Below are 12,490 nucleotides of genomic sequence, written 5' to 3'. Positions count from 1 at the left end.
ATGCCAAAATATTCTTCAATCAGGGGAGAGCCATACTCCCTGCCGATTCAAGTTAAGCCTCCGGCGGATGCCACGGATTTTGAAAGGAGTTAATCGCGCAAGCGCAATTCAAAATCCGGACGCAATTACGCCGAGGCGTAATTGATTTAGTAATAGATTATAAGGAGGAAGTTGCCCCGTGGATCGAACGATTATTTGTAGATGTGAAGAAGTTTCGTTAGAAGATATCCAACAGATCGCAAGCCGTTTTAACTGTTCTGCCCGTGAAGTAAAATTACGGACAAGGGCTGGAATGGGGTATTGCGGGGGACGCACATGCAGACCTGCTGTCGACGCAGTTTTGGAAGCGGTAACAGGAGAAAGAGCTAGCCATGATATTCCGTTGAAAGTCCAACCCCCTGTTCGACCTGTATCATTATCCATTTTAGGAGGGAAATCGAGATGACGAACCGTATTGTAAATCATCCAGTCTTAGGAGAATTGACCAATCAAACACCTGTCACTTTTACCTTTGACGGTAAAATGTACGAAGGACTTGAAGGGGATACGATTGCATCTGCTCTCCTTGCAAATGGGATTCGACAACTACGCGTGCATGAGGGAACAGGGGCACCGCGTGCGATTTATTGCAATATCGGGCATTGTTTTGAATGTCGTGTAACGGTGAACGACACGCAAATCGTTCGTGCATGTATGACGCCTATTCAACATCAAATGGTGATAGAAAGTGGAAAAATGCAACCTGCACCATTTAAAGCGTCACCTGAAGAATGGCCGCGTACATATGCTGATTTTGAAAAAATGAATGAACATCATAAGGAGGGGGCACCACATGGTTGATGTCGTTATCATTGGTGCAGGGCCAGCCGGTTTATCCGCCGCAATTGCCTGCCGTGAATCCAATTTAGATGTATTGGTCATTGATGAGTTTCCGAAACCGGGTGGCCGACTTCTTGGACAACTTCATCAAGAACCAAATGGTGAGTGGTGGAACGGGATTGAAGAGACTAAAGCTTTATTGGAAAAAGCAGAGAAATTGAACACGACGATTCAATGTGAGGTTTCTTGCCATCATCTTGAAAAAATAGATGCTGGCTATAGAGTACACACCAATCGAGGTCTTTTTGAAACGAAAAATATACTTCTTGCAACGGGTGCAGCAGAAACACCTGCGCCTATACCCGGCTGGACATTACCTGGCGTTATGTCCATTGGGGCAGCGCAAGTGATGACAAATGTTCATCGTGTCCGGGTTGGAAATAAAGGGATTGTCGTTGGCGTCAACGTTTTGTCAGCCGCCATCGCTAGGGAGCTGCAGCTTGCTGGCATTGAATTACATAGCATGGCGTTACCTGTCAGCAATCCCGTCACGAAAGATCATGCACATCCTGGTAAGGTCATGGAAGGTTTAGTGCGCATCGCTCATTTAGCGCCTTCTGTATTCCTCCGTTTTGGTAGCAAATTTGCCAAAGCCGATTGGGTACGCGATTTGGCTGTGAAATTCTATCCTAAGGGCGGTGTGAAAATGTGGGGGATGCCGATTCACATTCGAAAAGCCGTTGTTCAAATCAATGGTGCCGACCAAGTGGAATCCGTGACGGTGTGTGATATCACACCTGAAGGAGAAGTGATTCGAGGCAGTGAAAAAACGATTGCTGTCGATTTCGTTTGTATCGCGGGCGGACTTTATCCGCTAACAGAACTTGCCTCAGTCATCGGTTGTCCGTTCCAATATGTAGAGGAACTAGGTGGGCACGTACCCATCCATAACGAACAAATGGAAACGCCGCTTGAAGGGGTGTATGTCGCCGGAAATATCACCGGCATTGAAAGTGCAAAAGTGGCGCGTGCACAAGGAACACTTGCTGGTTACTCAATCGCCAAACAAAACGATAAAATTCAGCAAGCAATGAAAGAAGTTAAATCTATTCGCGAAGCTGCAACAATCCAATTCCATCCGGAAATCGCCGCAGGACGAAGTAAAGTTGAAAAAGCATTTCATGAATATGTGGTGTCCTGATAAATATAGTTACAGTCGTAAAAAGCTGAATCTTTGATTGAATAGCAACATAAATCATTTATGGCGGTTGACCTTCCCAGAAGGATTGACCGTCATGTTTGCTTATGCATAGGCATTAATTTTCGAAAGGGAGTACGTTAATGAAAAAAGAATTTCCTATAATTGAAACCGAAAGATTAAGGTTAAGACAAGTCACAACAGAGGATGCCTCAAATATGTTTGCTTATCTATCTGACCAAGATGTTGTGAAACCAATGGGGCTAGATCCCTTCGAAACAGTAAAAGACGTATTGGATGAAATTAGCTGGTATACATCTATATACGAAGAAGGCACTGGAATTAGATGGGGAATCACTCTAAAAGATTCTGGTAAGGTGATCGGAAGCTGTGGCTTTCTGAATAGGATTCCAAAACATTATCGAGCAGAAGTGGGGTATGAATTAAGCAAAGATCACTGGGGACAAGGGATTGCTAGTGAGGCATTGGAAGCTGTTGTGAAGTATGGTTATCATCACTTACAGTTAGAAAGAATAGAGGCTTTAATTGAACCGGCGAATGTTCTATCGCAAAAATTGGTAGAGAAGCAAGGATTTTTAAGAGAGGGCTTGCTGCGACATTACGAATTTGCACGTGGTAAATTTGATGATTTATATATGTATTCGATTATAAAGGAAGATTTCGATTCAATGTATTAATGAACAGAAATATTTGAATATGACGTATCATATATTTCATTTTGGAAATCCTAAACAACAAGATTGTTAGGAGGTTCAATAATGAAAAAAATGTATGCGAGCTTCGGCATGATTATCTTCCTTTTTCAATCTTATTTATTTAACGTGTGCTTTGCACTAACAAATGACGAAGCAATAATGACCGAGTATGATGAAATTGCTAAGTTAGATGAAGAGGATATTATCCTTTATGCTACAAAGATGAATGGGAATGATATTTATACAGATTTTAAAATTGGTTTTAAAGGTGTTATTCTTTCAAGGCCACACTGGATAAATACAACAAGTTCTACCTGGCTTCCTGAAATTAACTATGAGGACATCAATGGAGATAGTAAGAAAGAGTTGATCATACAATTAACTAAAGGTACTGGTACTGGAGTTTTAGAACGAGAAGTTCATGTTTTCCATATACAAAATTAACGAATGGGTAATAAGTTTTTTGAAATACCCGTTGAGGTGCTTGTTGATGATCCCATTGCTATTGTGTTGAAAAATGTGAAGACCGCACTATCTCTCAACAAAGCGATTGTAAGTATTGGTGACAAGAACTATACAATTGATATAAAATCTTTAGGTATTCAACCTGAAGTCTTATTTAGCGATATATACTTTGGGAATAGTGTGGACTTTGAAATCAAAGATAATCAGCTTGTTGGAAAAGTAGGGGGAATCATTTCTTCATCTGGTTATATAGGGAGTATTCAAATTACGTATACGTTCAAAGACAAAATGTATCAAGCAAAATCAATTGAATTTAAACCAAACGAATAATGCGATGTTGACTAATAGGTGCTTTAAGTGAAATAGCCATTCAGCGTGATTATAAAAAACCATCCGAAATACAACTTTCGGATGGTTTTTCACAGTGAATCAAAACATTTTCGTCGTCCAATTTTCTCCGTTCCAAACACCTGTCACAAGGCCTTCATAAAAATCAGGTTCGTGGGAAATAAGTAGAACACTACCTTTATATTCCTGCAAAGCACGTTTCAATTCATCTTTTGCATCTTTATCCAAGTGATTGGTTGGCTCATCGAGGACAAGCAGATTCGTTTCGCGATTGATTAATTTACATAAACGGACTTTCGCTCGTTCTCCACCACTCAACACTTTCACTTTGCTTTCAATATGCTTCGTTGTCAAACCACATCTGGCTAACGCGGCGCGCACTTCATATTGTGTGAAATGAGGAAATTCCTCCCACACTTCTTCCAAACATGTATTGTTGTTATCTGATTTCGTTTCCTGCTCGAAATAGCCGATTTCTAAATGCTCGCCAAGTTCAACGGAGCCGGAAAGTGCGGGGATTTCTCCAAGAATACTTTTCAATAGCGTTGTTTTACCAATACCATTGGCACCAGATAAGGCGATTTTTTGTCCGCGTTCCATCGTCAATTCCAGCTCTCTAGACAATGGCTCGTCATAGCCAATGACAAGGTCTTTTGTTTGGAAAAGATACCTGCCCGGTGTCCGCGCAAGTTTAAAGTTGAATTGTGGCTTCGGCTTTTCAGCATCTAACTCAATGACATCCATTTTATCCAACTTTTTCTGACGTGACATGGCCATTCGACTCGTCGCTGCATTTGCTTTATTACGTGCGACGAAATCCTTAAGATTTGCGATTTCCTTCTGTTGCTTTTTGAAGGCAGCTTCAACTTGTTGCTTTTTCATCTCATGAACGCGCACAAATTCTTCATAATCTCCAACGTAGCGAGTGATTTCTTGATTTTCCATATGATAAATCAACTGAATCACGCTATTCAAGAATGGAATATCATGCGATATTAAAATGAATGCATTTTCGTAGTTCTGTAAATAATTACGTAGCCAGTTGATATGCTCGACATCTAAATAGTTTGTCGGCTCATCGAGTAGAAGGATATCCGGTTTCTCTAACAATAACTTGGCGAGCAGTACTTTTGTACGCTGACCACCACTTAAATCATGAACATCACGATCCAGACCAAATTCATTCAATCCAAGGCCGTTCGCTACTTCTTCAACTTTTGAATCAATGATGTAAAAATCGTTATGCGATAACTCTTCTTGTATTTGGCCTGTCTCCTCAAGGAGTGCCTCCAGCTCATCCGGCTCTACTGCCGCCATTTTTTCAAAAAGTGCGTTCATTTCTGCCTCTTGGTCATAGAGGTATTGGAAAGCAGTTCGCAACACATCCCGAATGGTCATCCCTTGTTTTAACACAACATGCTGATCTAAATAGCCAACGCGCACACGCTTCGACCAGTTCACCGTTCCTGCATCGGGTTCTAGCTTGCGCGTAATAATATTCATAAACGTCGATTTACCTTCACCATTGGCACCAATTAGCCCGATATGCTCTCCCTGTAATAAGCGGAAGGAGACATCCTCAAAAATCGCGCGATCTCCAAAGCCATGGCTTAAATTTTCTACTGTCAATAAACTCATCTAATAAACACCTTTTCCTTCACTAAGAATAGTTCTCGCTGCCCTAAATTAGGTGACGTCGAATCTTTTTTTATTATATAGTTATTTTGTGGTTGGGGATAGGAATTGTTTCTTTTTGTACTCAAGCTATCTTACTCTACACCAAATCTTTTGGCAGAACGGGCCCGAGCGCGTTCCGCTTCAATTTCTCGATTGCGGGGCTCTGCATTGGTGACAGCTGTCTTAAGCAGATGTTGTGTAGCAATTGCTACTTGCTCTACAGCCAAATTAAAAGCGTCCTCGTTTACCTTGGATACTTTGTTGAAACCTGTGATTTTACGTACATATTGTAAGGAAGCAGCGTAAATTTCATCATCAGTAGCAGGGGGTTCAAAGTTAAATAAGGTTTTAATGTTGCGACACATAGCATTCACCTCTGTTGTTATTTTCTTGATTGTAGCATATTCTTTTATTTTAAATGTAATTGAAGTCGAGTGAAATAAGAAGGTTGTATTCTCTTGGGGGGAATTTGGGCAAGAAAGAGTTGTTACAATTACATTAACAGAGCTAGACAGTGTGAATACAAATATTGATATAAACGAATCGGGTTTGAAAGAGGAGGAATTGACATATCAAGGGAAACCAGTTACTATCATGGTAGATTGAAAGGAGCGATAGACATGGCATTTTTACAACTATACTGATCCATACGCATATATTTTGAGTAAACCACTCTTTGGAGGGGTTATTTGCTATGCGTACTAGGTCGGATATGTTGTAGAAGGTTTTGTCGCTCTACGGGATATCTATGCCGATATTTAAGTACGCAGATTGCTCTGCGTACTTTTTTAATTGGAGGGATATTATATGGGGATGTTATTGTTCTTTTGATACGAGCTTGAAATAGAAGCTCGTATCGATCCTAGCTATCGATACGAAATCACAAATTTCGGAGGTAGCAAATATGGAACAAATCTGTATTGAATTAGAAAATGTTGAGATGACTTATTTTGATAGAGTGATTGTAAAGATTGAACGACTAGCTGTTCATCGATTTGACCGTATCGGCATTGTTGGAAAAAATGGTGCGGGAAAGAGTACATTATTAAAAGTACTTGCTGGTAGCATTCAACCGACTAGTGGAAAAGTGAAACGTCACGTCGAGTGTGGTTATTTTGAGCAACTGGAACCGCCAACTGTTGCCGAAGCAGATGCAGCATTACTCGGAAGGTTAGCCGTTCCGCAAACGTCCGAGCAGTTAAGTGGCGGCGAGCAAACAAGGCTGAAGCTTGCACAATTGTTTACGCATTATTACGAAGCATTATTAATTGATGAGCCGACAACTCATTTGGATCAAGAGGGTATTTCATTTTTACTAGATGAACTCCGCTATTACTATGGAGCACTTGTGTTAATTAGTCATGATCGGGCTGTGTTAGATGCACTTGTTACCACCATTTGGGAAGTAAGTGACGGTGAAGTGCAAGTTTACGCAGGAAATTATAGTGAATACCTGGAACAGAAGCGGGTAGAGCGTGAACAACAGCGTCACGCTCATGAACAATTCATAAAAGAAAAGAGTCGCCTTGAACAAGCAGCACATGAAAAAATGAAAAAGGCTGAAAAAATTGCTCAAGCAGGAAGTATGTCGAAAAAAGAATCGAATGCAAAAGCCAATCGAATGTTTGAAACGAAATCGAAAGGTACGAGTCAAAAAGCAGTGCATCGTGCAGCAAAAGCGATTGAACAGCGAATGGAGAAACTGCAGGAAGTCGATGCTGTACAAGAAAAAAGGCCGATCGTCTTCCGCCAATCGAAAGCATTGGAATTGCACAACAAGTTTCCGATTATGGCAGACCGGCTAACCCTTAAAATTGAAGATAATGTACTAGTAGGTGAAGTGAGTTTCCAATTGCCACTCGGTAAAAAAATCGCAATTACGGGGGCAAATGGTGCTGGTAAGAGTACATTGCTTCACCATATTGCAAAGAGGGGTGCAGGTTTAATCATTTCACCGAAAGCAAAAATTGGTTATTTTCATCAAATGAGCTACCAATTTACAACGGATGAAACAGTGTTGCAATTCCTGAAAAACCGTTCAGGCTATGATGATGGATTGTTACGCAGTGTATTACATGCCATGCAATTTGTTGGTACAGATATCGAAAAAAGTGTGGGGTCACTAAGTGGCGGGGAAGCAATCCGCTTACAGCTATGTCAGCTATTCCTTGGGGAATATAACATTTTACTGCTGGATGAGCCGACCAATTTTTTAGATATCCATGCGCTTGGAGCATTAGAGAAATTTATGGCTGCATATGAAGGCACGGTTATATTTGTATCTCATGATCAAACATTCATAAATCATGTGGCAGACTTGCAGTATCATATTCATGCAGGAAAATTAAATCAAGTATGATAGTAAGCCGTCGAGATAACCTCGACGGTTTTATTGTGATTGGGGTTTCTTCGCTTGTCTGGTACTATAAACAAGTAACTCATTAAAACTAGAGTCTAAAGGAGCGTGAATAGGGAATGAAGCAACAAAATGCCGCTGAAGTAGAGCATTATCTCCATTCAGCTGAAGCTCAACAAAAGTTGTATAAGCGCTCACTCATTGTGGTCATCATGTCGCAAATTTTCGGTGGTGCAGGGCTTGCTGCTGGGATTACAGTCGGCGCACTCCTTGCGAAGGACATGTTAGGGAGTGCAAGTTATGCTGGACTGCCGACTGCTTTATTTACACTTGGTTCGGCGTTAGCCGCTTTTTTAGTGGGGCGGATTTCACAGCGCTTCGGTCGTCGATATGGGCTTTCTTTTGGGTTTATCGCCGGAGGAATCGGAGCCCTTGCGGTTGTGCTTGCTGCGACGATCAACAATGTCTTGTTATTATTTTTAGCGTTATTTGTGTATGGTGCGGGTACTTCGACGAATTTACAAGCACGGTATGCTGGAACTGATTTAGCCAGTGAGAAACAACGGGCAACAGCCATTAGTATCGCGCTGGTTTCTACGACATTGGGTGCAGTGGCAGGACCGAATTTGGTCACACCGATGGGGAAATTCGCGTTGACACTTGGTATACCAGCTTTAGCGGGTCCATTTATCTTAGCGGCTGTTGCTTATCTTATTGCAGGTCTAATTTTTTTAATATACTTACGCCCTGATCCATTTTTAGTGGCAAGAGCAATTGCGACAGAGAAGGATACGCAAAGGCAGAACAAGGTGAATAATGGACATCAGGTGTTACAAAGTAAGCTGAATCGTGTCGGTGTTGTCGTTGGGGCACTAGTTCTTATTCTCTCACATGCGGTGATGGTCGGTATTATGACGATGACACCCGTTCAAATGCAAAATTATGGTGCGCAATTGAGTGCGGTTGGTCTCGTCATCGGTCTCCATATTGCCGCCATGTATTTGCCATCGCTGGTGACAGGCATCTTGGTCGATAAAATCGGTCGTATGTTTATGGTCATTGCTTCGGGTGTTACATTAGCCGCGGCAGGTGTTGTTGCAGCCTTGGCACCAGGTGGCTCTCTGTTTTGGCTAGCCTTTGCACTCATATTGCTTGGACTTGGGTGGAACTTTGGTTTAATTAGCGGGACGGCTATTATTATTGATTCGACGGATATGAAAACACGTGCAAAAACACAAGGAACTGTTGATGTGTGGGTGGCATTAGCTGGGACAGCGGGTGGCTTATTATCAGGACTCATCGTTGCGTATTCAAGCTATGCGATTTTAGGATTTGTAGGCATGTATTTAGCCTTATTGCTAATACCTCTTATGATATGGATCCGTGTGAAGCAGAAGCGTAGCTAAGCTTTTGCGCTTCAAGAAATGACACGTCTTTTATGTTATAATATACACGAATGAATGGAGGAATTGAAATTATGTCAAATTTACCAAATTGCCCAAAGTGTAATTCAGAATATACATACGAGGATGGCAACCTTTTTGTGTGCCCAGAATGTGCGCATGAGTGGACGTTAGAATCAGCAGCAGAAGAGGTAGAAGAGAAAAAGGTCTACAAAGATGCCAATGGCAATATTTTGAACGATGGTGATTCTGTTACAGTCATCAAGGATCTTAAAGTAAAAGGTAGCTCAAACGTTGTAAAGGCGGGTACAAAAGTGAAAAGTATCCGTTTGATTGATGGCGACCATGATATTGATTGTAAAATCGATGGTTTTGGGGCTATGCAGTTGAAGACGGAGTTTGTTAAGAAGCTATAAATGTAGTTTTCATGCAATAGAGGTCAAATCGCGCATGAAAGTGAAGATTGAAGAGAAAGGGCGTTCATTTAGGTAGTTTTATTTCTGAATGAGCGCCTTTTCTCTTCAAATAATTTGATTACCAGCAGTTTCTTCAATAGTGGGTTGGGTATTTTTTTTATTGTTTAGTTGAGCAAATCATTGATGAAAAATCTAGTGTTCTGCTTATATTATCTATTTAATCGCTATATTAAATCAGAGAAGAAGAGAGGACACAATATGAAGAACAATATAATCGCTTTATCGATTTTCAGTTTAGCATTGGCCATTGTGTTAGGAAGTTGGTTGATAGCAGGGGGATTAAGTGAAAATGCAATAAATAAAAAAGAGTTATTGATATCGACTACACCAACAAACGAAATCGTGCAACCACAAATGTTTACCAAGGCGGAGTTAGCTAGCTATTTAGGTTTGAGTGAAGAAGAGATTGAAATGTTGGGACCGGTACCGACGGGACCTAATACAACAACCAGTGTACTGCCGTATTTGAAAATAGGAAAGACTATCTATCATCCAAAGGAAGCGGTGGATAGATGGTTGGAAAATATGGAAGTTGATATTGTTTTTTGATTGTTAGAGAGACCTTATTATTGGGCCTTGTTAGTAGTATGGAGTTCCATTTAGATGCGCAAGGGGAGACTATATGTAAGATGAAGGACTGTTCCATAAGTCGAAGAAACTTCGGCGTATGGGACAGTCATTTTTTGATTATAGAGTAAAGAAGCTTGATCAATCCAAAGCACGAACCAAAGGCCACATACGAGCCTCTATCTTTTTGGAAAAGTGTAAGAGGGGTTGGTCGCTTTTAACAAGAATGCCCTGCTTGGACAGCATCGTATTTTGGCTAAACTCCGCCTTTGCATGCTGTAGCAGCCAGGGGCGATGCAAAATATCACAGCGGAATGGCACACCTTTATTATTTAGCGTATATAAGCAATAGCGTTCGGACATCCATTCATCAAAGGACCCTTTAGCTGCGTAATATGGCTCAGAGATGGGTCGATAGCTGCACACAAAATTGGCATCATTCCCGCTTCTTCTCCTGCTTTCATAATCAATGGTTGACCCGTTCTTTCTCACCATCATGTCAGCATTCATATAGGGCAAGTGATAGAACAGTTTGGCCACCTCGACAGCAAGCCGGTTGTCAGCGTCCAGGCTAAAGAAATAAACCCCGGGTTTGCCATCGAGTGTTACATACGTCCGAACGTTGAGCTCAGGGAATCGGGCAACTCCAGGAATAGGGGGGAGACCTCGCAGTCGAATATCCGTTATATGAAATGGAACAATACCAATCCAGCCCATGCCGTTAAAAGAATCCAAGGGAAGAATAGCAGGTACGAGCGTTTGTAAGACCTCAAGTTTAACAGGATAATGCGCAAACAAAAGATCGTTCCAAGTCTGCTGCATCGTCCAAGGTAAATGTGGTAATGGCCATAAACGATGACTGTCGTTCCAGCCGGCTTGTTTTAAGTCCATGTGTTCTTCCATAGCTTGAATACCTCTTTCTACGATCGAATGTTGAACGTCTTAGAAATGATACTGCTTTTTAATGATTTCCTCACAAGATAGTTTTGCTAAGATTGCTACTAATTATAATGAAAATAATTCATTAACTCAAGTTGGAGTAATAATCTGTCATATTAGATATTTATAATAAATAAGGTAGGTCTTGCATATGCTATAGCTAGTACTATGGGATCCGACAATTTTGGATTCATAAAAGACCATTAGAGGGCATCAGGTTTATTGGTTGAAAAAGCTCTTTTACTGATAATTATATTGCGAATTTTTTCAGGAAGCATAGATATCACAGCTGCGATGCTGATGTATAAATTTAACGATTTAGAAAAGGCCTTTTATATCAACACACTGCTTGCATTAGTGGGTCCTGTTGTTTTAATTGTAACGACAGGAGTAGCATTATTTGGCCTCGCTGAAAAGATCTCATTGACTCGAATGATTTGCTTGTTTGCAGGAATCGTGCTTATTCTATTTAGTCTGAAAGCTAAATGAGGACTAGCTGAAGTTAAGGGAAATGATGTTAAAAATACCCGAATATGAAAGAAGCCAAGTTCTGAAATCACTCAGAATTTGGCTTCTTTCTATTTAAAATAGGAAAGTTTTATTCACAGTATGCTATTAATTAGAACCTTCTGATATATTAATCGTCTACCTAAAGTATCAGAAGTAATGGGGGAGAACATAATGAATAAACTACCGATTGATGTCAAAATCATTTTAGACGAATACATTGTTTTGTTTCATACGAGTTTACCTAATACGCTTGAAGGCTTCTATTTACAAGGCTCGATTGCACTGGATGCTTATGTGAAAGATTCAAGTGATATTGATTTTATTGCCATTATCAATCGTCGTTTGTCAGGGGGAGAAGCCGAGATATTAGCTGAAATCCATAGGGAAATAGCAAGTACTTACCCAAAGTCGGAAATGGATGGCGTCTATTTGATGTGGGAGGATATTGGTATACTAGATGCTGCAGAGATGAATTATCCTTATTATAATGAGGGTAGGTTGAGCTATGGAGCTTATTTTAACGCTATTACTTGGTGGATTTTGAAAAAGCATGGGATTAATATTATTGGACCACAACCAACTGCGCTCAATTTTGAAATTGGCCCACAGCATCTGGTTGAATATGTAGTGGAAAATATGAAGACATATTGGGCAGGGCGGATTGAAAAAATCGAACAAGCTATGGAGAACATGTATCAATTTACAACCGAGGAAATTGATGTTGAAATCGAATGGTCCGTTCTTGGCCTATTAAGACAATATTATACGTTAAAGGAACATGCCATCATTTCAAAGCTTGGTGCTGGTGAGTACGCCATGATGCATATGCCGGCGGAATGGCATCCGGTTATTCAGGAGGCTATAGATATTCGGAAAGGTCTGGATGGAGAAAGATTTGTTTCTGATAGGGAACGAATAGACGAAGCTTTAAAATTTTCGAAGTTCCTGATTGATTACTGTGACAGGCATCTTTCTTTTAATAAAATAGGTCATCCCAATAGTTAGCGACTTTGGGA

General features: G+C 40.7%; 15 protein-coding genes. 12 read left to right on the top strand and 3 right to left on the bottom strand.

Going from position 1 to position 12,490, the window contains the following annotated elements:
- The first annotated feature begins 178 nt into the window (after positions 1-178).
- The 6 genes from R2B77_RS09320 (at position 179) to R2B77_RS09295 (ending at position 3,528) form a co-directional block, all read left to right on the top strand.
- Positions 179-445 (top strand): (2Fe-2S)-binding protein, encoded by a 267-nt coding sequence (locus R2B77_RS09320; protein ID WP_203247698.1) that lies wholly within the window; start codon positions 179-181, stop codon positions 443-445.
- Positions 442-840: a (2Fe-2S)-binding protein gene (locus R2B77_RS09315; RefSeq protein WP_203247699.1), complete on the top strand. Its 399-nt coding sequence runs from the start codon at positions 442-444 to the stop codon at positions 838-840. Before R2B77_RS09320 ends, R2B77_RS09315 begins: the two co-directional genes overlap by 4 nt.
- Positions 833-2,020 carry an NAD(P)/FAD-dependent oxidoreductase gene (locus tag R2B77_RS09310; RefSeq protein WP_203247700.1) on the top strand — a complete coding sequence of 396 codons (1,188 nt, stop codon included), beginning with the start codon at positions 833-835 and terminating at the stop codon, positions 2,018-2,020. Before R2B77_RS09315 ends, R2B77_RS09310 begins: the two co-directional genes overlap by 8 nt.
- Positions 2,021-2,160: 140 nt before the next feature.
- The gene (locus R2B77_RS09305) at positions 2,161-2,715 is read left to right on the top strand and encodes a GNAT family N-acetyltransferase (RefSeq protein WP_203247701.1); all 555 of its coding nucleotides are present in this window, start codon (positions 2,161-2,163) and stop codon (positions 2,713-2,715) included.
- Positions 2,716-2,796: 81 nt separating this feature from the next.
- Positions 2,797-3,177 (top strand): hypothetical protein, encoded by a 381-nt coding sequence (locus tag R2B77_RS09300; RefSeq protein ID WP_203247702.1) that lies wholly within the window; start codon positions 2,797-2,799, stop codon positions 3,175-3,177.
- Positions 3,178-3,180: 3 nt separating this feature from the next.
- Positions 3,181-3,528, top strand: a complete 348-nt coding sequence (locus tag R2B77_RS09295; RefSeq protein WP_203247703.1) for a hypothetical protein — start codon at positions 3,181-3,183, stop codon at positions 3,526-3,528.
- Positions 3,529-3,627: 99 nt separating this feature from the next.
- On the opposite strand, the gene R2B77_RS09290 is transcribed toward R2B77_RS09295, so the two are convergent.
- Positions 3,628-5,184 (bottom strand): ABC-F family ATP-binding cassette domain-containing protein, encoded by a 1,557-nt coding sequence (locus tag R2B77_RS09290; RefSeq protein ID WP_203247704.1) that lies wholly within the window; start codon positions 5,182-5,184, stop codon positions 3,628-3,630.
- Positions 5,185-5,315: 131 nt separating this feature from the next.
- A complete protein-coding gene (locus R2B77_RS09285; RefSeq protein ID WP_203247705.1) occupies positions 5,316-5,588 on the bottom strand; it encodes a DUF2277 domain-containing protein in 273 nt (90 codons plus the stop codon).
- A gap of 539 nt (positions 5,589-6,127) precedes the next feature.
- Between R2B77_RS09285 and R2B77_RS09280 the strand changes: the two genes are divergently transcribed.
- From R2B77_RS09280 to R2B77_RS09265, 4 genes are all read left to right on the top strand, one after another.
- Entirely contained in the window at positions 6,128-7,582 is a 1,455-nt protein-coding gene (locus R2B77_RS09280) for an Msr family ABC-F type ribosomal protection protein (RefSeq protein WP_203247706.1), read from the top strand.
- 116 nt (positions 7,583-7,698) lie between these two features.
- Entirely contained in the window at positions 7,699-8,985 is a 1,287-nt protein-coding gene (locus tag R2B77_RS09275; RefSeq protein ID WP_203247707.1) for an MFS transporter, read from the top strand.
- Positions 8,986-9,056: 71 nt separating this feature from the next.
- The gene (locus R2B77_RS09270) at positions 9,057-9,398 is read left to right on the top strand and encodes a zinc ribbon domain-containing protein YjdM (RefSeq protein ID WP_203247708.1); all 342 of its coding nucleotides are present in this window, start codon (positions 9,057-9,059) and stop codon (positions 9,396-9,398) included.
- Positions 9,399-9,656: 258 nt separating this feature from the next.
- Positions 9,657-10,007: a MerR family transcriptional regulator gene (locus R2B77_RS09265; protein WP_203247709.1), complete on the top strand. Its 351-nt coding sequence runs from the start codon at positions 9,657-9,659 to the stop codon at positions 10,005-10,007.
- A gap of 159 nt (positions 10,008-10,166) precedes the next feature.
- Here the strand turns inward: R2B77_RS09265 and R2B77_RS09260 are convergent, their stop codons facing one another.
- Entirely contained in the window at positions 10,167-10,928 is a 762-nt protein-coding gene (locus tag R2B77_RS09260; protein WP_203247710.1) for a YqjF family protein, read from the bottom strand.
- A gap of 258 nt (positions 10,929-11,186) precedes the next feature.
- On the opposite strand from R2B77_RS09260, the gene R2B77_RS09255 reads away from it, so the two are divergent.
- Positions 11,187-11,453, top strand: coding sequence for a YqhV family protein (locus tag R2B77_RS09255; RefSeq protein ID WP_203247711.1), 267 nt, complete (start codon positions 11,187-11,189; stop codon positions 11,451-11,453).
- Positions 11,454-11,645: 192 nt separating this feature from the next.
- Positions 11,646-12,479: an aminoglycoside adenylyltransferase domain-containing protein gene (locus tag R2B77_RS09250; RefSeq protein WP_203247712.1), complete on the top strand. Its 834-nt coding sequence runs from the start codon at positions 11,646-11,648 to the stop codon at positions 12,477-12,479.
- Positions 12,480-12,490: the final 11 nt, after the last annotated feature.

It is taken from the genome of Sporosarcina beigongshangi, assembly GCF_033485195.1.
Taxonomy (GTDB): domain Bacteria; phylum Bacillota; class Bacilli; order Bacillales_A; family Planococcaceae; genus Sporosarcina; species Sporosarcina beigongshangi.
Note: the sequence above shows the minus strand (reverse complement) of the source record. Positions and strands in the feature narration are given on the sequence as shown.